Annotated in this window: 26 protein-coding genes; 17 read left to right on the forward strand and 9 right to left on the reverse strand. The window is 49.4% G+C overall.

Translation table 11 applies throughout. The features are described from left to right. Positions 1-83 precede the first annotated feature (83 nt). Positions 84-287, forward strand: coding sequence for a hypothetical protein (locus ACFS25_RS15965; protein ID WP_381502908.1), 204 nt, complete (start codon positions 84-86; stop codon positions 285-287). Here the strand turns inward: ACFS25_RS15965 and ACFS25_RS15970 are convergent. Continuing rightward, positions 276-1670: a TIGR00341 family protein gene (locus ACFS25_RS15970; RefSeq protein ID WP_381502911.1), complete on the reverse strand. Its 1395-nt coding sequence runs from the start codon at positions 1668-1670 to the stop codon at positions 276-278. The two genes, ACFS25_RS15965 and ACFS25_RS15970, sit on opposite strands and share 12 nt — an antisense overlap. Before the next feature lie 86 nt (positions 1671-1756). Between ACFS25_RS15970 and ACFS25_RS15975 the strand changes: the two genes are divergently transcribed. Further along, on the forward strand, positions 1757-3010 hold the full coding sequence (locus ACFS25_RS15975; protein WP_381502915.1) for a cation:proton antiporter: 1254 nt from the start codon (positions 1757-1759) through the stop codon (positions 3008-3010). Between the two features lie 25 nt (positions 3011-3035). On the opposite strand, the gene ACFS25_RS15980 is transcribed toward ACFS25_RS15975, so the two are convergent. Beyond that, complete coding sequence (locus tag ACFS25_RS15980; RefSeq protein WP_381502918.1) at positions 3036-4442, reverse strand: chloride channel protein; 1407 nt, start codon at positions 4440-4442, stop codon at positions 3036-3038. 160 nt (positions 4443-4602) lie between these two features. Between ACFS25_RS15980 and ACFS25_RS15985 the strand changes: the two genes are divergently transcribed. The 5 genes from ACFS25_RS15985 to ACFS25_RS16005 all read left to right on the forward strand — a co-directional run bounded on the left by ACFS25_RS15985 (position 4603) and on the right by ACFS25_RS16005 (position 13571). Further along, positions 4603-5520, forward strand: coding sequence for a hypothetical protein (locus ACFS25_RS15985; protein WP_381502921.1), 918 nt, complete (start codon positions 4603-4605; stop codon positions 5518-5520). A gap of 199 nt (positions 5521-5719) precedes the next feature. After that, positions 5720-7429, forward strand: coding sequence for a tetratricopeptide repeat protein (locus ACFS25_RS15990; protein WP_381502924.1), 1710 nt, complete (start codon positions 5720-5722; stop codon positions 7427-7429). A gap of 282 nt (positions 7430-7711) precedes the next feature. After that, positions 7712-8848, forward strand: a complete 1137-nt coding sequence (locus ACFS25_RS15995) for an efflux RND transporter periplasmic adaptor subunit (RefSeq protein ID WP_381502927.1) — start codon at positions 7712-7714, stop codon at positions 8846-8848. 57 nt (positions 8849-8905) lie between these two features. After that, positions 8906-12139, forward strand: coding sequence for an efflux RND transporter permease subunit (locus tag ACFS25_RS16000; protein WP_381502930.1), 3234 nt, complete (start codon positions 8906-8908; stop codon positions 12137-12139). Further along, on the forward strand, positions 12117-13571 hold the full coding sequence (locus tag ACFS25_RS16005) for a TolC family protein (protein ID WP_381502933.1): 1455 nt from the start codon (positions 12117-12119) through the stop codon (positions 13569-13571). Before ACFS25_RS16000 ends, ACFS25_RS16005 begins: the two co-directional genes overlap by 23 nt. A gap of 436 nt (positions 13572-14007) precedes the next feature. Here the strand turns inward: ACFS25_RS16005 and ACFS25_RS16010 are convergent, their stop codons facing one another. After that, on the reverse strand, positions 14008-14232 hold the full coding sequence (locus ACFS25_RS16010) for a hypothetical protein (protein WP_381502936.1): 225 nt from the start codon (positions 14230-14232) through the stop codon (positions 14008-14010). Further along, positions 14186-14698, reverse strand: a complete 513-nt coding sequence (locus ACFS25_RS16015; RefSeq protein WP_381502939.1) for a TolC family protein — start codon at positions 14696-14698, stop codon at positions 14186-14188. Before ACFS25_RS16015 ends, ACFS25_RS16010 begins: the two co-directional genes overlap by 47 nt. On the opposite strand from ACFS25_RS16015, the gene ACFS25_RS16020 reads away from it, so the two are divergent. From ACFS25_RS16020 to ACFS25_RS16030, 3 genes are all read left to right on the forward strand, one after another. After that, on the forward strand, positions 14697-14897 hold the full coding sequence (locus ACFS25_RS16020) for a hypothetical protein (protein WP_381502943.1): 201 nt from the start codon (positions 14697-14699) through the stop codon (positions 14895-14897). The two genes, ACFS25_RS16015 and ACFS25_RS16020, sit on opposite strands and share 2 nt — an antisense overlap. 335 nt (positions 14898-15232) lie before the next feature. Then, positions 15233-15544 (forward strand): IS110 family transposase, encoded by a 312-nt coding sequence (locus ACFS25_RS16025; RefSeq protein ID WP_381502945.1) that lies wholly within the window; start codon positions 15233-15235, stop codon positions 15542-15544. A gap of 7 nt (positions 15545-15551) precedes the next feature. Next, a complete protein-coding gene (locus tag ACFS25_RS16030) occupies positions 15552-16616 on the forward strand; it encodes a transposase (protein ID WP_381502948.1) in 1065 nt (354 codons plus the stop codon). A 254-nt stretch (positions 16617-16870) separates the two neighbouring features. Here the strand turns inward: ACFS25_RS16030 and ACFS25_RS16035 are convergent, their stop codons facing one another. Both ACFS25_RS16035 and ACFS25_RS16040 read right to left on the reverse strand, forming a co-directional pair. Continuing rightward, entirely contained in the window at positions 16871-17071 is a 201-nt protein-coding gene (locus tag ACFS25_RS16035) for a transposase (RefSeq protein WP_381502951.1), read from the reverse strand. Then, positions 17043-17726: an IS110 family transposase gene (locus ACFS25_RS16040; RefSeq protein ID WP_381502953.1), complete on the reverse strand. Its 684-nt coding sequence runs from the start codon at positions 17724-17726 to the stop codon at positions 17043-17045. Before ACFS25_RS16040 ends, ACFS25_RS16035 begins: the two co-directional genes overlap by 29 nt. 324 nt (positions 17727-18050) lie before the next feature. Here ACFS25_RS16040 and ACFS25_RS16045 point away from each other — a divergent pair, with 324 nt between their 5' ends. The 6 genes from ACFS25_RS16045 (at position 18051) to ACFS25_RS16070 (ending at position 20632) form a co-directional block, all read left to right on the forward strand. Further along, positions 18051-18512, forward strand: coding sequence for an IS3 family transposase (locus ACFS25_RS16045; protein WP_381502957.1), 462 nt, complete (start codon positions 18051-18053; stop codon positions 18510-18512). After that, positions 18487-18711: a DDE-type integrase/transposase/recombinase gene (locus tag ACFS25_RS16050; RefSeq protein WP_381503101.1), complete on the forward strand. Its 225-nt coding sequence runs from the start codon at positions 18487-18489 to the stop codon at positions 18709-18711. Before ACFS25_RS16045 ends, ACFS25_RS16050 begins: the two co-directional genes overlap by 26 nt. After that, entirely contained in the window at positions 18692-18838 is a 147-nt protein-coding gene (locus ACFS25_RS16055; protein WP_381502960.1) for an IS3 family transposase, read from the forward strand. Before ACFS25_RS16050 ends, ACFS25_RS16055 begins: the two co-directional genes overlap by 20 nt. Before the next feature lie 254 nt (positions 18839-19092). After that, positions 19093-19869, forward strand: coding sequence for an IS110 family transposase (locus ACFS25_RS16060; protein WP_381502963.1), 777 nt, complete (start codon positions 19093-19095; stop codon positions 19867-19869). Continuing rightward, the gene (locus tag ACFS25_RS16065; RefSeq protein WP_381502965.1) at positions 19814-20116 is read left to right on the forward strand and encodes a transposase; all 303 of its coding nucleotides are present in this window, start codon (positions 19814-19816) and stop codon (positions 20114-20116) included. Before ACFS25_RS16060 ends, ACFS25_RS16065 begins: the two co-directional genes overlap by 56 nt. Positions 20117-20242: 126 nt before the next feature. Beyond that, positions 20243-20632 carry a DUF1810 domain-containing protein gene (locus ACFS25_RS16070; RefSeq protein WP_381503103.1) on the forward strand — a complete coding sequence of 130 codons (390 nt, stop codon included), beginning with the start codon at positions 20243-20245 and terminating at the stop codon, positions 20630-20632. Here the strand turns inward: ACFS25_RS16070 and ACFS25_RS16075 are convergent. Next, complete coding sequence (locus ACFS25_RS16075) at positions 20624-21328, reverse strand: recombinase family protein (RefSeq protein WP_381502968.1); 705 nt, start codon at positions 21326-21328, stop codon at positions 20624-20626. The two genes, ACFS25_RS16070 and ACFS25_RS16075, sit on opposite strands and share 9 nt — an antisense overlap. Then, on the reverse strand, positions 21321-21569 hold the full coding sequence (locus ACFS25_RS16080) for a hypothetical protein (RefSeq protein WP_381502971.1): 249 nt from the start codon (positions 21567-21569) through the stop codon (positions 21321-21323). The genes ACFS25_RS16075 and ACFS25_RS16080 overlap by 8 nt, the downstream gene beginning before the upstream one ends. Before the next feature lie 260 nt (positions 21570-21829). On the opposite strand from ACFS25_RS16080, the gene ACFS25_RS16085 reads away from it, so the two are divergent. Continuing rightward, a complete protein-coding gene (locus tag ACFS25_RS16085; RefSeq protein ID WP_381502973.1) occupies positions 21830-22498 on the forward strand; it encodes a recombinase family protein in 669 nt (222 codons plus the stop codon). A gap of 802 nt (positions 22499-23300) precedes the next feature. Here ACFS25_RS16085 and ACFS25_RS16090 read toward each other — a convergent pair. Continuing rightward, positions 23301-23438 (reverse strand): hypothetical protein, encoded by a 138-nt coding sequence (locus tag ACFS25_RS16090; RefSeq protein ID WP_381502976.1) that lies wholly within the window; start codon positions 23436-23438, stop codon positions 23301-23303. Positions 23439-23456: the final 18 nt, after the last annotated feature.

Raw genomic sequence — 23456 nt, forward strand, 5'->3', positions numbered from 1 at the left:
GGAGTTTATCAGCGAATCTTAAGTCGTGAATGGCACCTTTGGCCATCAGGAAACCTGCCATGCTACGTAAATAAAACGATACGATGATCGCTAAAAGCCAAACACAATCCTATACTCCGTTCTTTCCGCCAGGATCGGTTAGTCCGACAACGAAACGAGCTAAACCGAAATACGTCTACGACGAAAAGCCTCGCAAACCCGACTGGCTACTGTTGTTGATTAGTGCCTTAGTGCTGTTGACCGTACTCATTGCCTGGGTAGTCGATATCCCATCTTTATTCCACTAGTAGCTTGATTCGCTTGCTTTTGGTTCGGCTCTGAAGCCACTTTTCAATTCGTTGACGTTCGGAAGCCGTATGCCTTCGGGAAAACTTAGCATACACCAGCATGACCGTATCGGGTCGATTACTGTTTCGACTCATCACCAGCGACTGGGCCGCCGTAAAGGTTTGCACGTCGGGCATAAGCGTCTTAAGCTCATTTCGCAGATCGGCTACCGATAAATGCGTAGATTGAGTTAGATCAATGTACCGACGCAGGGAATCAATGATGTGATCTTTTCGGGAAATGGACGACTGGCTGTATTTAATAACCTGGTCGGTAACCGTGTTTTTGAGTGCATCTACATCGATCTCGGTATCCTTAAAGCTGCCCTGTTTAACAATGAGTTGCGCATCAGCCAGTCCGTAAGGCGGCATTTTGGCGCGCAGCAGGTTAATGGAATCCTTCGAAAAAGGTTCTCCCACAAGCGTAAGCTCCAATGAACTTTGATGCCGATTGTAGCGGGCCGTATAACTAACCAATTGACGATACTCAAAATTACATTCGTTCGTAACAAACCGTTTTGCATTCTGCTCGAAGATGGTTTTGCGAACAATCTGATACCCAAGGTAGCTGCTGGGCACCACCACAATTAGTACTGCGACCCAGATCGTGTTCCGCACCCGACGCTCTACATCAGGAGTCGGGTATTCTTTCTGATGGTAACCCAAAAACCGGACAATTAAAAAGGTAGATAAACTAATGCAAACGCTATTGATAAGAAACAGATAAAAGGCCCCGGCAAAGTAATACAGATTACCCGATGCCAGTCCATAGCCTGCCGTACAAATAGGCGGCATAAGCGCCGTTGCAATGGCCACGCCCGGAACCACATTGGTAATTTTATCCCGACGCGAACCGGCCACAATGCCTGCCAGACCACCAAAAAAAGCAATGAAAGCATCCCAGACCGTGGGCGATGTGCGAGCCAGAAGTTCAGATTGAGCAATATGGAGCGGACTAATTAAAAAGTAAATAGTAGACGTGAGCAAACTAATAAAAACGGCGATACTTAGATTCTTCAGCGCCTGCTGAATCATGGCTAGATCGTTAATCCCGATGCCCAGTCCAATGCCCATAATCGGGCCCATTAGCGGAGAAATCAGCATGGCACCAATGATAACGGCGGTTGAGTTGACATTTAGGCCAATGGACGCAATAAAAATGGCAAAAATAAGGGTCCACAGATTAATTCCCCGGAACTCAATACCCCGGCTAATGGATTGAATAATGGCGGCTTCTTCTTCTTTATCTTCCTCCAGACTGAATCGCTCACGCAGAAATCCACCGAAGCGAGCCACTACATCAGGGCGTTTGGCAGGAGGCAGGTTAGGGTCATTAACGATCATGGCAGGTCAGGAAATTACGGACGTATTGATAACGATACGTTTTTTCAAATGAAATTTAGTGCAATCTTGTGTAATTCTTCTCTTCGATGGATCTATTTACTCTCATAACCCTCCTCATTGTTATTTCGGCTCTTTTCGCCTATCTCAATACACGCTGGCTCAAATTACCCGATGCCATTGGCATTATGGTGCTCTCGCTTGGCTTTTCGGTTTTGCTGCTGGGCTTAAACGCTATTCATCCCGCCTGGTTTACGGTGATTCGACAAACGGTGACAGAGATTGATTTTGGGCGCGTTTTGTTTGATGTAATGCTCAGTTTTCTACTATTTGCCGGAGCCCTTCATACCGATGCGGCCCAATTGCGAATCGAACAGCGGTCTGTAATGCTGTTTGCATTGGTTGGCGTGCTACTAAGCACCGCCCTAGTTGGATCAGGACTTTACTTTATAGCCGGTTGGCTTGGATTTGCCTTGTCGTATCCACTTTGTTTGCTGTTCGGGGCCTTAATTTCACCTACTGATCCCATTGCCGTATTGGGAATTCTGGCCAAATTCAAGTTGCCGGAATCGGTAAAACTGAATATTGTAGGCGAATCACTTTTTAACGACGGCGTAGGTGTCGTTGTGTTTGCCTCTATTTATCGCATCGTTGTCAACGGAAGTGATAGCATCAGTGCGGGTGATATTGGGCTCTTATTTTTGGAAGAAGCGGGCGGTGGAATCCTGTTTGGTTTGGCTATAGGCTACGGTATGTTCTGGCTCCTTCGCTCCATTAATCACTACCAAACCGAAGTAATTATCACCTTAGCAGGCGTTATGGGCGGTTACCTGCTGGCTCAGAAGTTACACATTTCCGGCCCGCTGGCCATGGTGGTGGCAGGCCTTTTTGTGGGCGATCACGCCCGAGAAGAAGCCATGAGCCGCCAGACTGAAGAGTACATTGATAAGTTTTGGGAGTTACTCGACAGTATTCTGAACGCACTGCTGTTTGTGTTGATAGGCCTCGAATTACTGCTCATCGACTTCCAGACGAGCTATTGGCTCATCTGTGGCGTCATGATTATGGTGGTTTTGCTGGCGCGGTTCATCTCCATCTGGCTCCCATTTCGACTGGCCCGTCGCTGGCTCGACCTCGACGACAAAGCACCCCTAATGCTAACCTGGGGCGGTTTACGCGGAGGGCTTTCCATTGCTATGGCACTCTCGATTCCCAATGCATTGCCGCATAAAGATCTGCTGGTAACGATTACCTATGCCGTGGTTTTATTTTCCGTGATCGGTCAGGGCTTAACGATGGAGCGGCTCATTCGGCGGCTATACCCAACAGATAAAGCGAGTTAAGCTTCTACCTGAATTAGTTTGACAATCAGTCGGCTTCTACTATTTTTTCATTCTCATTTAGCTCATTGACAACGGGTTGCGCCATGGTTTCGCGGATAAATCCGGCTTTCAGATGATCATAGAAGGAAACCGGATCAACCAGTGAGGCTGCTCCCTGGGCCATCAGACCGCCCAGCAGTAGTTGAAAAATAGCGGAATGCCGATCTGTCATCTCAAGTACCAGAATGGCCGCGGTAAATGGTGACCGGACGACACCTGTCAGAAAACTAACCATACTCACCAGAATGACTAAGTTCGTATCGCTGGGAGCAACGTGTACCAGTCGGCAAAGACCATCCCCCAGAATAGCCCCAGCACTCAACGACGTAGCGAAAATACCACCGGCCGCCCCCCCGCTATAGCTGAGCGCCATCCCTGCAAACCGTACAGGAAAGAGATACCAGGGCGTTGAATGATCATTTTGAAACAACAGCCGGTTGATGATTGGCTTTCCGGTGCCGACAGCCTCGGTACCTACCCAAAAAGCGAGTCCGGCTAATACCAGGCCGCAGGCAACTACCCAGGCCGCTTTTTCTGGCAAGGTGGTAAATCGCTGACGATAGGCATTAAGCCATAATAATGACTTGGCAAACAGAGCACCCGTTAAACCGCTAATCATGGCGACCAGCACAACAATACCCAGAAACCAACCTGTCGACGGTGTAACTTTGGGGAAACCCAGATATAAATAAGGCCCCTGAATGGCCTGTGCTGTCATCCCCGCAATGATAACCGCGGTAAATACAGCCGTTCGGAAACGGGTGATATGCGTCTGGGTAAGCTCTTCAACGACAAAGACAATGCCCCCCAGCGGTGTATTGAAGGCTGCCGCCAGACCAGCCGCACCGCCTGTAACGAGCGCAATCTGCCGGGATAATTGCGGCCACCCCGCCGGTTGCAGTCGATTAATAGCCCGAAAAATAGCCGCCGAAATCTGGATAGTTGGCCCTTCCCGACCAATAACCCCTCCGCCCAGCAACAAAATTACGCTACTCAACACTTTGACTATAGCTACCCGAATACTTAGCAAATAAGCAATACGTCCGTGCGTAGTTGGATTTGACAGTTCTATACCCGCCATTACCTGCGGGATGCCACTCCCCCGAGCCGCAGGAGCCAATTTGGCAACCAGCAACCAAGCCACCACAAAGGCTATGGGTGTGGTAATAAACGTTAAATAGGGATGCGTTTGAATCCAGGTAAAACTAAGTTTCTCTGCCCACACAAACAACTCTTCGTAGCCCACAGCGACAAGCCCGGTCAGCAGCGATGCCACCCAGAATGGTAAACTCTGGAGAATTACCCGGCGGACGCGCTCGGTATATAGCCGTTTAATAACGTGTTGATCTAGCCAGGCTAATACCTGCGCATATCTGGAAAATCGTTTGGCCATGCAAGAGAATTTAGCGGATTCGTATAGATAACGCAGCGGTTTGGCAGATAATTAAGTTCATACTAAAGTCTAAGCAAATTCTAAGTTTTCTTTAATTCCTTTATAACCATCAGGAATCACCTTTGCATCAATCAAAATGAGCTAACAAACCAATAACTTTATGGAAACAACTGATCGTAAACCCACAACCCTGGTCTGGGTGCTGGCTACCCTGATTGGATTGGGCTTGGCTGGAGGTCTTTACTGGAACAACGATCGACAGTTGACCAACCGGTATGATCAGGCTGAGCAACGGGCCGATTCGTTATTGTCAGTCAAACTTCAGCTTGAAGGTGATATTGTTGATCTGAAAAGTCAACTTAAAACCGCCACCGATGATAAGGGTTATCTGAACAAACGCTTCCGCAATGTTAATGATCTGTTAAATCAACGAGACCGGCTCGTGAGTAATTTACATCAGAATAACACCAGGCAGACGCACACCATCAAGGGTTTAAATCAACAGACAAAGCGGTTATCAATTATCCGTGATAGCTTAGAGAATCAGATGGTGGCTATGCACGACAAAATCAAACGGCAAAGCTTGTCGAACGAGCAATTGAGTAAGCAGCAACATGAACTTCAGCAAAAGCAGGCTGCACTGGAATCCCGGATATTGACAAGGGCACCGCGCTCAGCTTTTACTGGCGACGCGTTTCTGGTTGAGATTAGTAAGCCGAACAAGAAGGTCACGGCTAAAGCCAAGAAGGCAACTACATTGACCGTTTCGCTTAACGTACCGGGTATGCCTAAATTAGAAGGCATGCAGGAGGTGTACCTGAGTCTAACCGATGAGCAGCAGAAACCGATGATGCCCGCTCGCCACACCGTTACCATTACGTTGCCTGACGTAAGCGAGGGGATTCCGGTTCATGCTACCCAGGCCGTGAATTTTACCCGAAACCCTCAGCGCATTTTCTTTAGCCTCAGTCCGGAAACCGACGTTAAGCCGGGTATCTACCGGGCGTCCGTTTTTACGAAAGATGCCTACCTGGGCTCTGTTGGATTTCGTTTGCGGAACAGTTTCTGGTTCTTTTAGCGGGTAAAAAGCTACCTCAAGCAACTTGTTCGGGTACGGTTCGCTTTACACAATCCCGTTTTCAACGACACCCTATTTGTTCTTTCTAAGCAAATTCTAAGCCAACGTTAAGCCCGTTCTTAGGTCTGCAAGGTAGTTTTGGTATGCTTCTACAGACGATTCGATACGTCATGTTGAAACCACTAAACCTAAGCACAGCATGAACACGCAACTAACACTATTCTTTCTCTCGGGGCTGATAAGCACGACTTTAGCGCAAACCCCAACGCCCGATGCAAATACCCTGATGAATCTTGGCCGTTTTGATGAAGCTAAGATGATCTTAGGTCGCAACGTACAGCAGAATCCATCATTACAAACATACTTCGATGCTGGGTATGGGTATTTGCGAGCCGGTCAGCCCGATTCGGCCCGGATCTGGTTTGAGAAAGGAATTCCGCTGGATGAAAAGCGTATTCCCCTTAATCAGACAGGAGCGGCCATTACGTATCTCGTTAAAAATGATATGGCTACTGCCGAACCGAAACTAGCGGAGGTTGTCGATAAGAGTAAAGGCAAAAACGCGGAGATTCTTTTCCGGATCGGAGAAGCTTATACCGGTTATCTTAGCCCTGGCAACGGGTCAATAAAGCCCATTTATCCGAAAGTCGTCAATGCGACTAAAGCCATCGACTATCTGAACCGAGCGACCGAACGGGATAAGAAAAGCGCCACTATTCAACTGGCACTTGGCGATGCATATTACCTCAATAAAGATGCCGGTACCGCTGTAACGCGCTACGAAAGTGCTATCGAGTTGGGCATGAATCCATCGAGGGTCTACCAACGGATCGGTGATATTTACTGGCAGGGTCGTAACCTGAATCTGGCCGTGGAGAATTATAAGAAAGCTATCGACGGCAATCAAAACTACGCCCCGGCCTATAACCAGCTGGCTGAATTATACTTTCTGGTGAACCGCTACAAAGAGGCCGCCAGTTATATCGACCAGTATGTGAATGTATCAAAGGACAAGCGGCAGGAGACTCTGCTTCGTCAGGCTCAGTTTCATTTTCTGGCAAAAGATTATCAGCGGGCCGTTAACCTGATTGACAGCAACCGCACCGTACTAGCGCAAAACCCAATCGTATATCGGATTGAAGGATGGTCTTATTCGTCCCTAAAACAGCCGCAGAAAGCCATCCAGAACCTTACAGCGTTCCTGGAAAAAGCGCCGACAAAGGTCATGTCCGACGATTACAAATACCTCGGCAATGCTTACATGGGTATCGAAAATCCCGGTAACGATTCACTGAAAGCAATCAATGATTCGATTGGGGTAACCTACCTTGCCAAAGCGGCTCCCTTCGATACGACCGAGAATCTGTACAGCGAGATCGCCAAATATTATTACCGGGCAAAGAAACACCCGGAAGCCGTTGCCGCGCTCGACTCAGCCGCTAAACACGGATTCAATGCCGATGTGCAGGACTTGTTCCGATACGGCATGAGCAACTACACACTTGGTTTTCAGCGCGATAGCCTCGGGAAATTAGTGCGTGATACAACTCGCTTTGCCATGGCCGACTCCGCCCTGGCCTTAGCTCAAAAAACATCGCCAGACTATGCACCAACGGTGCTATACCGGGCAAAGTCGAACTATTACGCTTACATGCCCGAAGAGTCCGTCCGTAATGGAAAAGCAAAACCCTACTTTGAGCAGTTCATCAGCATGACAGCGGATAAAGAGGAAGAACGCAAGCGCTATAAAAAAGATCTGGTGCTGGCGTTCAAATACCTGATTTCGTACAATGAACTCGTCACTAAAGATGAAAACGCCCGAAACGAATGGCTGAGAAAGGGTTTATTATTGTTTCCTGAAAATAAGGACTTAGCCAAGATTGCCGCCCCGGAAGCAGACAATCAATAAACCCATTCCTTTTTTATAATTGAACATTCCAATTCGAACCGCTACCTGAGTATTGATCTCAGGTAGCGGTTTTTTATTTCCATCAACTTATACGCGATGGAGATTTTTTTGTGTTTTCACAAGACATATCAGTTCTGGTTCCCTAATTCTAAGCAAATTCTAAGAATTTTCTAAGCTGGTATTTACTTCGTCGAACGTATTTGCGGGGGTTGCTACCGTAGTAGTCTGCTTGCCGGACTGTTGCCTAAAGCTACTTATTCATTGTTCAGACCCCATCTCTTTATGCAATCTTATTCAGGTATAGTAGCCCTGCTCATCAGTGCCTTGTTGACCGCCTGCTCGGCGAGAAGCGAAAAAAAGCCGGAAGTCTCCGCACCGACACTTCCGGTTATTGAATTGACGAAGCAGGATGCAACACTTGACCACGATTACGCCAGTAATCTCGAAGCCGTACAGAACGTGGAGGTGCGTGCCAGAGTCGCTGGTTTTCTAGATAAAATACTGGTTGATGAAGGGAAACCTGTTCATAAAGGGCAACTGCTTTTTCAACTTAACCCGACTGAGTTTCAGGTAGAAGTAGATCGGGCGCAGTCCAATCTGGAGAGCGCGATCGCACAGGAAGTATCTGCGGAGGTTGAAATGGGCCGGGTAAAGTTGCTGGTGGATAAAAACGTTATATCGCCTTCTGAGCTAAAACTTGCCAAATCGAAAATGGAAACTGCTCGGGCAGGTATAAATGGAGCCAAAGCCACCCTAGCCAAGGCCCGATTCCACGTATCATTGACCAGTATTCGAGCACCCTTCGATGGCGTTATCAACCGAATACCATTCAAACGCGGTAGCCTGATTGAAGAAGGAGCGCTGCTCACATCCATCTCTGATCTTCGGCAGATGTATGCCTATTTTAACGTATCCGAGAAAGAATACCTGTCTTTCATCAAAAAACGGCTAGACCCGGATAAAACAACCGTTCGTGAAGTCGATCTGCTACTGGCCGATGATTCGCCTTACCCGTACAAAGGCAAAATTGAAACCACTGAAACCGTATTTGAAGGCAACTCCGGCACGATTGCTTTCCGGGCTACATTTCCCAATCCGAAACGATTACTCCGGCACGGAGCTACCGGTAAAGTTCGACTCTCTACCGATGTAGATGATGCTGTACTGGTGCCGCAGAGAGCCGTCTTCGAGGTACAGGACAAAGACTTCGTGTTCGTCGTTGATGCTCAGAATAAGGTCAGCAGCCGAAATTTTATCCCCAGTAGCCGGGTCGACCAGTTCTACATCGTTCAATCCGGGCTTAAACCGGGGGACCGTATTGTCTACGAGGGCATTCAGAGCCTCAAAGACGGCATGAGTATCGTACCCAAGCCATTGCCAGCCAAAAGATTACAGGCGTTGTATGCGTCGGCCCGGTAATGAATTTAGTCATTTGGAGCTGTCATATCCTCCACTAATCCTGAAACTAACTAATTCATGTTCAATACGTTCGTAAAAAGGCCCTTACTCTCCACGGCCATCTCAGTACTTATTGTGCTGTTGGGAGTGTTGGCCCTGACGGGTCTGCCCGTTACGCAATTCCCCGATATTGTGCCCCCTTCGGTGACCGTAACGACCAAATACACCGGAGCCAGCGCCGATGTGTGCGTCAAAGCCGTAGCAACCCCGCTCGAACGAGCCATCAATGGGGTGCCTAACATGACCTATATGACCTCCATTTCGGGTAATGACGGCTCCACACTCATCACGGTTTTCTTCAAAGTCGGTACTGACCCCGATCTGGCAGCCGTCAATGTACAAAACCGCGTGACGACCGTCATGGACGAATTACCCGAAGAAGTAATTAAGGCCGGGGTCGTGACAGAAAAAGAGGTGAACAGTATGCTGCTTTACCTCAATATTGTGAGCGATGATCCCAAGGTTGACGAGAAGTTCATTTACAATTTTGCCGATATCAACGTACTGGCCGAACTAAAGCGAATTGACGGGGTAGGTTTTGCCGCCATCATGGGTAATCGCGATTATTCCATGCGGGTGTGGCTTAAGCCCGATCGGATGACAGCTTACGACATATCGCCCGACGAAGTGATTGCCGGTATTCGCAAGCAGAATGTAGAAGCCGCACCGGGAAAAGCAGGTGAAAGTGCCGACCGCGCTCCTCAGACCCTGCAATACGTACTCCGTTATACCGGTAAGTTTTTCGAACCGGCCCAGTATGAAAACCTAATTCTCCGCACTAATGCAGATGGCTCACTGCTACGTCTGAAAGACATAGCCGAGGTAGAATTCGGCTCGCTGGATTACGGGGTATTATCCAAAAACGACGGGCGGCCTTCAGCGGCTATCATGCTCAAACAGAGGCCCGGCTCCAACGCCAGCGACGTGATTGCCAACGTCAAAACACGGATGGCCGAGCTGAAAGAAAGCTCGTTTCCCTCGGGCATGACGTACAATTATGCCTACGACGTATCGCGCTTTCTGGACGCGTCCATTCATGAGGTAGTTCGTACGTTGATTGAAGCTTTCGTGCTGGTATTCATCATTGTCTTTCTGTTTTTGCAGGACTGGCGTTCCACGCTGATTTGTGCACTGGCGGTGCCCGTGGCCCTGATTGGGACATTCGCCTTTATGAGCTCGATCGGTTTCTCCATCAATTTGCTGACGCTCTTTGCGCTGGTGCTGGCCATTGGTATCGTCGTCGATAACGCCATTGTGGTGGTCGAAGCGGTACACGCCAAAATGGAAGAGTCCGTAACCGGGGGAAGTCCTTTAACGCCCCGTGCTGCTACGTTCGCAGCGATGGGCGAGATTGCCGGAGCCATTGTGGGCATCACGCTGGTGATGTCAGCCGTGTTTATACCGGTGGCTTTCATGACGGGCCCGGTGGGCATTTTCTACCGACAATTCTCCCTCACGCTGGCCATTGCTATTGTCATTTCCGGCGTAAACGCACTGACGCTCACCCCCGCACTATGTGCCATTTTACTCCGTCCTGTACACGGGAAAAAGCAAGGATTCGTAGGGCGTTTCTTCACCCGTTTTAATGAAAGTTATGAGTCGCTGGCGAGCAAGTATCAGGGCTTACTACGTCGGGTAGCGAACCGTAGCGCCATTACGTGGGGCGTGTTATTGCTGTTCATACTGGCTACATGGGGCATTAGTACGATCTTGCCTGGGGGATTCATCCCAACGGAAGACCAGGGCATGATTTACGTTAACGTAACGACACCTGTTGGCGCCACCGTCGATCGAACGGAGAAAGTGCTGGACGCCATCGAAGCGATTGCCTCCCAGCAGGAATCAGTCGAAAACGTATCGACACTGGCTGGATTCAGCCTGATGACCGACGGCGCCGGAGCCTCCTACGGCATGGGCATGATTAACCTCAAGCACTGGGACGATCGAAACATATCGATGCGGGAGTTAATTGCGACCCTGGAAGAAAAAACCAAAAACATTACCGACGCCACGATTCAATTTTTCCCACCGCCAACGGTACCAGGTTTTGGTAATTCGAGTGGTTTTGAAATCCGAATGCTGGATCGAGGTCGCAGTGATGATCTGACGCAAACGGCCAACGTAGCGCAGAAATTTATCGCAGCTTTAAAGAAACGTCCTGAAATCAGTGATGCGTTTACCAGCTTCGATCCCAGCTTCCCCCAGTATCTGCTGCACGTCGATCAGGAAAAAGCGTCCCAGAAAGGGGTATCCATCGATAACGCCATGAGTACGCTCCAAACGATGATGGGCAGTTATTATGCCTCCAACTTCATTCGGTTCGGGCAAATGTACAAAGTGATGGTGCAGGCCGCTCCCAGTTACCGAACCAAACCCGAAGATGTCCTGAACATGCGTGTCAAGAACGATCAGGGCGAAATGGTCCCCTATGCCAACTTCGTCAGTCTGGAGCGCGTTTATGGACCCGAGCAGATTACCCGCTACAACATGTATACTTCGGCCATGATCAATGGCGATGCCACTTCGGGCTATAGCAGCGGTGACGCGATCCGGGCCGTTCAGGAAGTAGCGGCTAAAGAATTGCCCAAAGGATACGCCTACGAATGGTCGGGTATGTCGCGGGAGGAGGTTGCGTCGGGCAGTCAGGCGCTGTACATTTTTGCGATCTGTTTAGTGTTCGTGTATATCCTCCTGATGGCGCAGTATGAAAGCGTGTTTTTACCCCTGGCGGTTCTATTATCGCTGCCCACCGGTATATTCGGCTCCTTTTTCTTCCTGCAACTGATGGGGTTACAGAACAACATTTATGCGCAGGTGGCCCTGGTCATGCTGATCGGCTTGCTGGCCAAGAATGCGATTCTGATTGTCGAATTTGCCAGCCAGCGGCAGCGTGAAGGGGTGTCTATTCTGGACGCGGCTATCGAGGGGGCTGTCTCAAGGCTACGCCCGATCCTGATGACCTCTTTCGCCTTCATCGCGGGGCTGATACCGCTTTGTATGGCCTCGGGGGCTGGTGCTCTGGGCAACCGGTCCATCGGTACGGCAGCGGCTGGGGGTATGTTCACTGGTACGTTGTTCGGTCTGATCATTGTGCCCGGCCTGTACGTCTTCTTTGCCAAACTCGCCGAACGGTTTGGTTCCAACTCGCCAACCGACGATGATCCGAGCGACCATCCGGTACAGAAGGCCGACATTAGGTCGGTTAATTTATCCACCCAAACGCACGTCAATGGTTCCGTCATTCATAAATAAGTCAATTCGAACCAGCTACTATTTTTTCCTGGGCATTAGCCTGCTTAGTAGTTGTCAGTTGCCAAAACCCCTGCTTCAGCCATTGGCTCGCCCGATGCCCGTTTCCTTTACCGGTCGGGCTGATACACTGGGCATCGCCAGTCAGAACTGGCGAACCTTTTTTGCGGATTCTCATCTGGTGCAGCTGATCGATACCGCCCTGGGGGGCAACCTGGATTTACGGATCGCCACCCAGCGCATTGAGGCCGCGCGGGCCGCTTTCGAGTATAGCCGTGGCTTTCTGGCTCCGCAGGTAAACGTAGTAGCGTCGGCGGGGGTAGATCGATATGGTAAGAACACGCTAAATGGCGTGGGGAATTTCGATACCAATCTGTCGGATAATGTTCGGGGTAATCAGGTGATTCCGAACCCCACACCAGACTACTTCCTGGGGGCACGTAGCACGTGGGAAATTGACCTCTGGGGTAAACTTCGTAACCGCCGAAAATCGGCTTACCTACGATTTCTGGCGTCAGAGAAAGGCCGTCATGCGGTCATTACGGCCTTGGTTGCTGAAGTTGCCCAATATTATTACCGTTTGCTGGCGCTGGATGGCGAAGGAGAAATCATCCAGAAAAACATCACCTATCAACAGAACGCGCTTGAGCTAGTTCGTATCCAGAAAGAAGCGGGCCGGGTAACCGAACTGGCCGTTCAGCAGTTCACGGCCCAACTTCTGAATACCCGAAGTCGACAGGGCCAGGTTCGCCAGCAAATTATTGAGAATGAGAATCAACTGAACCGGCTGCTGGGTCGCTATCCCCAACCGATTGTTCGGGGCAGTTCCCTACAGGATCGCGAACTGCCGGGACAGGTCCTGACGGGTATTCCCACTCAAATGCTGGTTCGCCGACCTGACATTCAGCAGGCTGAACTCGAACTCCAGGCGGCCAATGTGAACATAGACGTAGCGAGAGCCGAATTCCTGCCCAGCCTGAATTTAACTGCCTATGTGGGCTTGAACGCATTCCGCACGGCTGTTCTGTTTAATCCAGCATCGATTGCCGCTGGTTTGCTGGGTGGCTTATCGGCTCCTGTCCTGAACCGTCGGTTTCTGAAAGCTAACTATCAACAATCGGTGGCGCAGAGCCGGGAATCTCTGTATCGGTATCAGCAGACCATTCTAACGGGTTTCAGCGAGGTAACCACTAATTTGAGAGGAGTGGAGAATTACCGGAGTGTAGCTGATTTACAGGCGCAGGAGGTGGATGTGCTGGAAAAGGCCGTCACGACATCGAACGATCTGTTTGCCGGTGGCTATGCGTCCTATCTGGAAGTCATCACCGCCCAACGTAGCGTGCTGGAAGCCGAGTTAGCCCTCATCAATACCAAGCAGGCTCAGTTTTTATCAATTACGGATTTATATCGGGCGTTGGGTGGTGGGTGGCAGTAAGAGATAAATAACTATTCAAGCGTAGGCCAGTTTGACTTAGAACCCTTACGCGTTCTATATGCCCACCCGATTTAGTCAGTACTGGCAACAACTTCAGTAATCGCTCTTGTTTGTGCCGAGCCTGATGGTCCTGGCTTCCTTCGGAATGGCGTACGGACTGGTGGAGTTTGATGTGACCCGTCCGGAAATCATTCAATGGTGCTTGCACTATCGGATGATTTCCGGACGGGTCAATAATGAATTCGCCCAATGAAATCCTAGATTACATATTTAATTGAACCCATAATGATTTGGCAGAAAGCATATTAGTTCATATTTAAAATCAATCAAAATCGTCCGATTCAAATTGAAAATCCAGCTCAATTTTGAACATTCTGTACCACCTGCATAACCAGATTGAGGTAATTTAATATAATCTTTAAGTCGACAAGAACATTTAATCAGTAGGGACCAGCAATGCTTGTTGAACCATACCGGCAAAGACTAGCTTGTCCCTGTTCCGGTATGAGCCAGGTTCTTTAGCACCTGAAGGAGGAATAAATGTTTTGCTTATCTTCTCACAGGTCTCCCACAAAGCTAAATTTATTTTTATTTGATAATCTCTAATTGGTGTATCAGCACCAAACCAAAGCCGGATAATATTTGCTTTGGTTGCTATCATAATTACGCCCATTCGGCCGATTAGCCAGCAATTGCGCCGGTATTCCCGTCAGCAAGGTATCGGCGAGAGGATAGGTGATGAGTCGGCTGCTCCGGGCAATAGCCCCCGCCCAATCGCCCAGCTGCTGCCGGATGCCGTTTTGCTCGATGACCAATGCCTGTTCCAGCTGCGACCGCAACAGATCGGCGGTTTGGCGTTGGGCTTCGGCCTGTTGAACTGCCAGTTCTGTCACATCACCCGACTGTTTCTGGAACCGGATCAGCCGAACGATGGAATCGCCAAGGGCTACGTTCCGCTTCGCTACGTCCAGTTGCGCGTCAAGCAGTAAAACGTTAAAATAGCTCGTCGCTACACTCGCCACCAGATTGGTACGAACCGCTTTGGCCGCTTTGGCCGCTTTGGACTTGCTACATTTGACTAGAGACTTTTTTTTGGCAGATTTGGGGACAAACTTCAATTTGACCATGGTTAAACGACGTGTGTTTGACCGCACCGGCGGACCGGAAGCATTCAAGGAAATGGCCGTCGAGTTATCGTATGCAAAAGGATCAATTCAAGAGGCCGCCCGTGAATTGGACATCGATCCAGGGCGGGCGAATCAGCAAATGGAGGCAACGGCACAAAAAAAACGATCAAACATTGCCTGCCAATACTACACTTACTGACCAACAGTAACAGATCAGAAGGTTGCAACGGGAACTTAGAGAAGTTCAGATGGAACGCGATATATTAAAATCGTTGTACAGCGCATACGCTGTTGAATAGCCCCAACAACTTACGTTCCAGCTAGAAGTTCTATTTTTGGTAGGCTTTCTGAACCAAGCCCCCCGCTTTTACTGGTACTTATTAGAGTCCTGCTTAAAATCTGGGTTGGAGCGTACCATGCCTTTTTAACGAAAGGCATTTGGTGAATTGATTGGTGATCGCTTTGGCGAATCCCGTACAGAAAAATTTTACAGTCCCGATACGCTCCCTGGAAGTCATTAACCATTAATCTCTTATGGATATGAACCAGCTATCGTTCAACGTTATTAATCCCCAGGCTGCCGGGATTGATGTAGGATCCCGCACTCATCTAGTAGCCATTGACCAGAATAAAGACAATGTCCGTGAATTTGGGGTTTACACCAAAGATCATCAGGATCTTATCAGTCATCTGCACCAGCATGGGGTGACTACCATCGCCATGGAGAGAACCGGCAGTTATTGGCAGACTTTATTCAATGCGCTCCAACAGGCTGGCTTTGACGTGCTGCTAGTGGGCGGTAGTCAGACAAAAAATGTAAAAGCGGGGCGGCCCGTGCCGACGTAAAACCGATGTGATCGACTGTATCTGGATTCAGAAGCTACATTCACTGGGTCTACTGTCGGGTAGTTTACTCCTAAGCGATACCTTCCAGCAGCTGCGTACCTACTACTATCATCACTTGCATTTGGTCGAGCAATCAGCGCGTTACAGCAATAAAATGCAGAAGGCGTTGCGGTTGATGAATATCCGACTTGATGTGGTACTCAATGACATCACTGGCCAGTCAGGTATGGCCGTCATTGAGGCCATCCTGGCCGGACGGCGGGCACCCGAACACTTAGTATCACTGGTTAGCCAGCGGGTCAAAAAGTCCCGTCAGGAGATTGCCGATGCCCTGCAAGGCTGGTGGCGGGAAGAACTGTTATTTGAATTACGGGCTTCGCTGGATTTTTACCTTCTGTATGAACGCAAGATCAAAGAATGCGACCAGATTATTGAAACGTTTTTGGTCAAGTATGCGCCTGAGGTCGAGGTCTCAATGGATGAGAAGAAGCAACTAAAAACCAACCGCAAGCGGGCCGGTAAACATGCCCCTGGCTTTAATTTATCCCATCTGGCCTACCAGTATTTCCAAACCGACCTATTTGCCATATCGGGCATTAGTTACAATGCTGTTTTATGTTTGTTGACCAGCTTAGGTCATGATATACACAAATTTCCAACGGCTAAAAGTTTTGCCTGCTGGTTAGGTCTAGTGCCCAATAACAAAATTAGCGGAGGCAAAGTCATTAGCAATCGAACCCCTTCGGGGAAAAATCAAATCGCCAAAGCCCTGCGCCATGCGGCTAACTCGATTGGCAACCAGAAGGATCATGAGTTGACACCATTCTTCAAGCGCATTGCCTTCAAAAAAGGTCGGCTGGCTGCTATTATCGCGACTGCCAGAAAACTGGCCGTTATTATTTGGAACATGATTATCAAAGCAGAACCTTATCAAAAGAGCCAAGTGGAGTTAAGTAATGAGAAGCAGAAAGCTATGAAGTTAAAGCACCTGGACAAGAAATTGCATGCCCTTCAACTAACCAAAGAGGAACTAGAAAAGCTATTTTTAAAGCATTCATTATCAGTGACCTAGTAATGAGTTGTACAGAAAAAGGCGGTCAGCATCTTCTCCAGGGGCGACCGCGAATTCTAAGGTAGAAACAAGTGATCCACATATAATTTTAACAAGTTGCTGTTGGTAAGGCGTATGCTTGGTTTTTGACGTATGGAGTTCCTCTTTGCACAACCGCGAACACACGGCTGATCAATTTATTACGTACCCCATTCAGAGCCACCAGCTTTGGCTTGCCTTCGGCTAGTTTCCGGGTATAATAAGCCGAAAATTCATTAGGCAATTGAATGGCCGATGTTGCTCGGCACCGGCCGCCCGGCACTACTTAATAAAGACTTCAACTTCATATCACCTATTTTGCTCAATCGAGTCCGCCCACGAACGCTACTGCCAGAGGTGTAGTCAAAGGGAGCAGTGCCGGCAAAACAGGCTAGCTGTCTCCAATTTTCAAAGCTCTTGAAACAGTGCGTATACACTAGTAAATAAGCCGCCGTTTGTAAGCCAATACCGGTTACCGAACCGAGCTGCCGGAGCAGTGGCTAGCTGATAAGTCTTTTGTACCACCGGATCTTCAGCAATCACTGCTTGCAGCTGCTTATCCACCAACCGAACGCTAGCCATCAGTTGAGAAACGTGTTTTTGGCTATCTCGGATGATGCTGGTGCTGAACTCTTTATCAACGAAACTGGCTAACTCGTTGACCGCTACTTCTAGAGCTACTTTATTCTTAATTAAACGTTGGCGGTAAGCCAACAGATGCTGAATTTTGAGCAGCGTCTTGGACGGCAGTTGAGAAAGCTTTATCTCGTCGCGATACAGATAGGCAAACCGGGCCAACATCACGGCGTCCGCTTTGTCATTTTTAGCGCGCTGAATGCCCATTGACCGTTTCACGTGCAGCGCCGATTGCAAAGAATAACTGAGCTTATGCTGAGTCAAAAAGCAACACAGGGGAAGGGCATAGATGCCCGTATGTTCAAGACAAAATAGTAAACCGGTAGGGCCGCTACGCTGATGCACCCAGGCTAACAATTTACGAAATCCAGAGGGGCGATTCTCAAACTGCTGATGAAGCGAGGGATCAGTCGCTGAAACGTACAAGGCTGCATCAATCGTCAATTTAGAAACCACACGGGCGGCCCCGATCGATGCCCACGAAAGAAGTAAATGCCATAGCTAAGATTGGAAAGGGAGTTAAAATACCGCGATTGGAGTTAGCTAATACCTTTATGAGGCCCTGACGCCTACCATTCTAATTGGCTCCCATCCAACCAAGCAATGCCGGTTCTAATTCGCGGTTGAGGTCGTTAACCTAGCGGCGGACAAAGTTCACCGGCACTGCTGGTAGTATCTGAAAATATAGGACTTTTACAGACACGCAAACCTAAAGGCGGCGGACCGTGGGAAATATTCCGATTTATAAAGGAACATGCCAGGCTATTTCCCGTTGAGAAGATGTGTAAAGTGCTCAAAGTGAGTAGCAGTGGTTATTACTATTGGCGCAAGCACCCCGTCGGGGCTAGACAACAGAACCAGAATCAGTTTGTAAACCACATCCGACGAGTGCATGGCAAAAGCCAATCTCGTTACGGCAGTCCCCGGATCGCGGATGAGCTCCGCGAGCAGGGGGTGAAAGCCTCCCGTAACCGCATTGCCAGACTCATGCGGAAGGTCGGGATTCGCAGTATCATGTATAAAAAGTATCGGGTGCAGACTACGGAATCAAATCATTATTACCCCGTGGCTAACAACGTGCTGAATAGGGAGTTCACGGCCGATAAACCAGGGCAAAAGTGGGTCTCAGACATTACGGCACGGGCCGCCCCGCTATATCGCCACTGGTCAGGGTTGGCTTTACCTAACCGTGATTTTGGATCTGGCCGACCGAAAAGTGGTTGGCTGGGCTATGAGCGATAGTATGAAAGCGGTGGACACGAGTGTAACAGCTTGGCGTATGGCCCTCACAAACAGAGCTATAGATAATCAACTTGTATTTCATTCGGACCGAGGCATCCAATATGCGTGTACTGAATTTAGGGATGAACTGAAGGACTTACCGGTTGAGCAAAGTATGAGTCGCAAAGGAAACTGCCGCGGTGGCGGACCATTGGGATAATGCGGTTGCCGAAAGTTTTTTCAAGACCCTCAAGTGCGAAATGGCAAACCACATTTATTTTGCCACGCGGGCAGCGGGCCAGCTGGCTACCTTCGAGTATATCGAGGGTTGCGGGGCCGCCCTTTAGGTTTGCATTGTGGTAAGAAACCAAGAATTGGGATAGCTTGCCAACAAGTGAACAGGGTAGGTTACCCTAGGGGGCCGTAGAGTACCAGCTCTAGGCACGGAACGGTCCGCCGTCGCGGTCAGGCCCTACCCTGTTTTACTTGCTTTAGGCTCGAATGGAAATTCGGGGATACAGCCCCATTAGCAAGCGGGGCGCCCCGTGGCGGTTGAGCAGTGAAGCAAGGACTTGTTGACCCCTCTAAACTACTATTTCCTATGACCGTTCGCTACTTTATTGGTGTTGATGTATCAAAAGCTACTCTGGACTGGGCTGTCTTCGATGGTAAAACCATCCTCTTGCAGAGCCAGTCAGAGAACTCCGAAGCCGGTATTAAAGCCACTCTTAAACTCATTAAGCAACTACCAGCCTTCAAAGTGAGCGAATCGGTTTGCTGTGCAGAACACACCGGCATATACAATGCCCATTTATTGAACTACCTGCACAAGCTTTCTTTCCCCCTTTGGTTAGAAAGCAGTTTGCAGATCAAGAAAGCAGGCGGTTTACAACGAGGTAAAACGGACGCTATCGACGCCCAGCGCATCGCTGAATATGCTTTTCGCTTTCGAGATCAGATGCAGCTTTGGCAACCGCCCCGGCCCGTGATGCAAAAACTGGCTGCTTTCAGTGCGCTTCGTCAACGCCTTTTAGGCATACGTCAGCAACTCCTACAACCGCTTACTGAGCAGGCTAACTTTGTTAATTCAACTCTACAAAGGCAACTTATCAAGAACTGTCAGGCATCGCTTAAATCTATCAATGATGACTTGAAAATAACTGATAACCAGATCGATGAGCTCATTCAGGCCGATAGTCGGCTCAAAGAACTCTTTAGCTGGATCACTTCTGTACCTGGTGTGGGCAGCGTAACGGCTACGGAAGTACTGGTCGCCACTGATGAGTTTAAAGCGATCAATGATCCTAAAAAACTGGCCTGTCATGCTGGCGTTGCTCCATTTGACGGGGCCGCCCGCGCGGTACCGGTCCGGAAGTAGTGTGCGTGGCAAAACACGCGTTAGCCAACATGCTCGTTTACGTTTAAAATCCGTTTTCCACTTGGGTGCCATGTCGGTTATTCAGATGAATGGTGAACTACGTGATTATTATCGACGGAAAGTAGGCGAAGGCAAGAACAAAATGTTAGTACTGAACGCAGTTCGTAACAAACTAATCCATCGTGTCTGCTCGGTGGTTCACCGCAGACAGAAATATGATAAAAACTATACGCCAGCGCTTGCATGAACCATGGAAATCCGTGCGGTACAACCGCAGACGGAAACATTCAGTATTGAATTACCGCACGCCTAGTCAACAAGAATCCTATTTTTACACTTCCTCAATGGCGGCCTAAAAAATCTCCACTATACTATTGCAAGTCCAATCAGAAACGGGCGAAAGCAAAGCCAATGGATGTGGTCTATCGTTCCCCAGCTTGCCGGATTAGGCGTTAGTGAAACCGCCCGATTTTACGCCATCAAAGACCTCCAGGAAGTCGATGATTTTCTGAAGCACCCACGGCTGGGAAGTCGACTCATTAAAATTTCGAACGCCATGCTTCAGCTGGCAGGAAAGTCGGCCCATCAAATTCTGGGCAACCCAGACCAGATGAAATTACACGTCAGTATGACCCTGTTTATCCTGTTGAACCAGACTGATCCATTGTTTCAAGCGGTCTTAGCTACGTATTTGAACAGCCTGGTGGATCAACGAACGCTGACGATTGTCAACAACAGTTCTTCAGCAAGCTACTTAAAGTAGCTCATTGGAGGGCGTTAAACGGAGAACCCTTTTGAGTAATCGCTGAACTTGCATGGGATGAAAGGCAAACCCTTGAGTCGTTTTAAAGCCAAATTCGTTTAACTTTTGGGCAATCTCGGCATACGTCTTTTTCTGGTTGCGGAGTTCCTTGGCCAGTCCTTCCGCTTTGCGTGATTCGGGATGATTCATGGCCAACCGTCGGTTCGAAGCCGCCCCTTTGGCCCGAGCCCAGAGGGTTAAATTCTCGGGCTTGCCTAGTTTAGCCCCTTGCGCTAGTTTCGCCTGCAAGGCGGCCTTTGTGCGCGAACTGATCAACTCCCGCTCGTGCTGGGCCAGGGTGGCAAAAATACCGATGGTGAGGGTATTGGCATCTGGCATATCGACGCATTGAAAGTTGACGCCCGAATCGCGCAGGGTAAAAATGAACGACGCATTTCGACTCAAGCGGTCCAGCTTCACAATGACTAGAATAGCCTTTTCCTGCTTCGCCCGGTCAATGGCGGCCGCCAGTTCCACCCGCTGGTTATTCTTGCCGGATTCAATCTCGGTAAATTCAGCCACAATCGCTCCTTTGACGAAAGTAACCACCGCCCCCTTTTGGGCTTCCAGGCCTAAACCCGATTCGCCCTGCCGGTAATAGGCGACGTAAATAGGGCCATCAATAGCCGTCGGTATGGAGGGGACTCGTTTAGCCATGGGTGGAAAATCGGGTTGAGCGGTCTACATATAAATCTAAGGACTCATCATCGACGGTTGCGGCCTGTTCCAGCCGTAGCCGGTCAGCCCGGCTCTCGACAAACTCGGCCAGAGCTTCAAGCCGTAGTTCACGCGCTACCCATTCGGATGATTTTTCTAGCGCCTTGACCTGATCGAGTACCACCATAATAATGCTCCTCGTCCGGTCTGCACTTCCCGTTACGTCATAAAGTCCAGCCATGGCCCGCACCCAATCGGCTTAGTGGGTCTGACCCGCTGGCCGGTTGGCCTGCAGCCAAGGGTACGCTACTTGGCGAATGAGTTGGTTTTCGTCTTCGGACTCCACGACCGTTTATAAAAGGAAGCTTACTACACGTCAAACGTACAAAAAAATTGGTTTATAACAGGTCTTGAACGCGAGCGTTCGTGATTTGTGGCAGATGACCGAAATTGCCTATCTTACCCACGATTTACCCCCGCTTATATCAACTTGTCTCCATTATGCGCTACATCGCTTACTACCGCGTCTCTACCCAAAAACAGGGCCGCTCTGGCCTGGGCCTCGACGATCAACGACAGATGGTCCAACGGTTTCTGCGGGAAGATGATGAGTTAGTGCTGGAATTTACGGAGATCGAATCAGGAAAAAAGAAAGAGCGGCCCCAGCTGCAAGCCGCCATCCAAAGCGCCAAACAACATAGCGCCCGGCTGCTGATTGCCAAGCTCGACCGGCTCAGCCGCAATGCTTCTTTTGTGATGGTGCTCCGGGATTCGGAAGTGGATTTTGTGGCGGGTGATCTGCCCGATGCCAACACGCTCACCATTGGCATCATGGCTAGCTTTGCTCAGCACGAAGCCGAACAGATCTCCAAGCGGACCCGGGCCGCTTTAGTTCAGAAGAAAGCACGGGGCTTTATCTTAGGTAAACCCGAGAACTTCACCAATGATCATCGAACGCTGGGCGTTGTGGTCATCAAAGAAAATGCGCGGGTGCATCCGGCCAATCGGCAGGCCAGCGAATTAATCCGGCTCTATCAGCGGGATGCCTTGACCCTACGAGCGATTGCCGAGCGATTAAATGAACATGGATTTCGCACCCGCTATGGCAAGCTGTTTAAATGCGAAACGGTTCGTCGGATTCTTAAACGGCAAGAGCAGATGCTAGCGTAACTGGTATCAATCAGGCCTCAGGCCATTTCTCCAGGCCTGCCGCAATGCGCAAAGCCCGCTGCACATCTTCCCAATAATAGCCACTGTCATAACCCGTGGAGACTCGATCGCAGATGGTCAAGAAATCGTTAGCGGCATCAAACTGTTGTTTTTGGACCGCCAGCGGGTCGGGTTGCGGGGGGAGCTGATCCGATGGCCTTCCATGAAGTTAACAAGACGCGTTTCATTTTTTATAAAAAAGTTTTTTCAGGGAAATTGTTTACCCCATCGGGTCAATCCACTCCGTCCGCTACGCACCTGCTGCTGGAGCCATCCGCCAGGGGATCAATGGAGCGGGTGGACAAGTAACGGGTTTTCAGCCCGCGTGGATAAACTAATCCCGTCAAACGCCTTAAAAGGGTATGACAAACCAAGGGGTAAGCCGGCCGATCACCGCCCATATGGGTCTTGATGCCAAATTCTTACCGGACCCTACGTATTAAATGGCTGGTGTCAGTCTGAAAAGGAAACGTTATTTCTACCAATCATCTCTTGACTACAGCATCTCCGCCAGACATCTGAATACATGGGAGTTGAGGGGATCAACCAAGTCTTCTTCAACTTGGTATACACCGATGATGCCCCCGAGTGTTCAATTTAACTAGGAGTTTGCTGAATGAGATGACAAAAGCTTTCGATTACATGTAGTCAAGAAGAAATCGACCGTATGCTAGTCAACTTTGATACGACTTCAATCGTATACGTCAAGCTTGTGGTCCGGGTAAAGCCACGGTGATAGCCCTTTGAGCAGCTCGTAGACTCATCAGGCTGGCCGGGTTGTCATGTCCCCTTCGGTTCGCCGTTGGGAAAAAGCGTCCATCCCCGCTGTGGCGGAACCGACCCCATTACCCTTTACGGACGGAGCTTTCTTACGGCTACTTAGCAACGGTTGATCTGTCATACATTCTGTATGACAGAT

The sequence above is a fragment of the Spirosoma flavum genome, from assembly GCF_042686045.1.
Lineage (GTDB): Bacteria > Bacteroidota > Bacteroidia > Cytophagales > Spirosomataceae > Spirosoma > Spirosoma flavum.

Bases quoted from the DNA above. Each gene is read 5' to 3' on its own strand.
- ACFS25_RS15995 (WP_381502927.1), top strand. From the start codon at position 7,712: ATGCAATCTTATTCAGGTATAGTAGCCCTGCTCATCAGTGCCTTGTTG.
- ACFS25_RS16080 (WP_381502971.1), bottom strand. From the start codon at position 21,569: ATGGCTGGACTTTATGACGTAACGGGAAGTGCAGACCGGACGAGGAGC.
- ACFS25_RS15980 (WP_381502918.1), bottom strand. From the start codon at position 4,442: ATGGCCAAACGATTTTCCAGATATGCGCAGGTATTAGCCTGGCTAGAT.
- ACFS25_RS16020 (WP_381502943.1), top strand. From the start codon at position 14,697: ATGGTTAAACGACGTGTGTTTGACCGCACCGGCGGACCGGAAGCATTC.
- ACFS25_RS16060 (WP_381502963.1), top strand. From the start codon at position 19,093: ATGACCGTTCGCTACTTTATTGGTGTTGATGTATCAAAAGCTACTCTG.
- ACFS25_RS16015 (WP_381502939.1), bottom strand. From the start codon at position 14,698: ATGGTCAAATTGAAGTTTGTCCCCAAATCTGCCAAAAAAAAGTCTCTA.
- ACFS25_RS15970 (WP_381502911.1), bottom strand. From the start codon at position 1,670: ATGATCGTTAATGACCCTAACCTGCCTCCTGCCAAACGCCCTGATGTA.
- ACFS25_RS15985 (WP_381502921.1), top strand. From the start codon at position 4,603: ATGGAAACAACTGATCGTAAACCCACAACCCTGGTCTGGGTGCTGGCT.
- ACFS25_RS16065 (WP_381502965.1), top strand. From the start codon at position 19,814: ATGCTGGCGTTGCTCCATTTGACGGGGCCGCCCGCGCGGTACCGGTCC.
- ACFS25_RS16025 (WP_381502945.1), top strand. From the start codon at position 15,233: ATGGATATGAACCAGCTATCGTTCAACGTTATTAATCCCCAGGCTGCC.
- ACFS25_RS16075 (WP_381502968.1), bottom strand. From the start codon at position 21,328: ATGGCTAAACGAGTCCCCTCCATACCGACGGCTATTGATGGCCCTATT.
- ACFS25_RS16085 (WP_381502973.1), top strand. From the start codon at position 21,830: ATGCGCTACATCGCTTACTACCGCGTCTCTACCCAAAAACAGGGCCGC.
- ACFS25_RS16005 (WP_381502933.1), top strand. From the start codon at position 12,117: ATGGTTCCGTCATTCATAAATAAGTCAATTCGAACCAGCTACTATTTT.
- ACFS25_RS15990 (WP_381502924.1), top strand. From the start codon at position 5,720: ATGAACACGCAACTAACACTATTCTTTCTCTCGGGGCTGATAAGCACG.
- ACFS25_RS16090 (WP_381502976.1), bottom strand. From the start codon at position 23,438: ATGACAGATCAACCGTTGCTAAGTAGCCGTAAGAAAGCTCCGTCCGTA.
- ACFS25_RS15975 (WP_381502915.1), top strand. From the start codon at position 1,757: ATGGATCTATTTACTCTCATAACCCTCCTCATTGTTATTTCGGCTCTT.
- ACFS25_RS16000 (WP_381502930.1), top strand. From the start codon at position 8,906: ATGTTCAATACGTTCGTAAAAAGGCCCTTACTCTCCACGGCCATCTCA.
- ACFS25_RS15965 (WP_381502908.1), top strand. From the start codon at position 84: ATGATCGCTAAAAGCCAAACACAATCCTATACTCCGTTCTTTCCGCCA.
- ACFS25_RS16010 (WP_381502936.1), bottom strand. From the start codon at position 14,232: ATGATAGCAACCAAAGCAAATATTATCCGGCTTTGGTTTGGTGCTGAT.
- ACFS25_RS16045 (WP_381502957.1), top strand. From the start codon at position 18,051: ATGTGTAAAGTGCTCAAAGTGAGTAGCAGTGGTTATTACTATTGGCGC.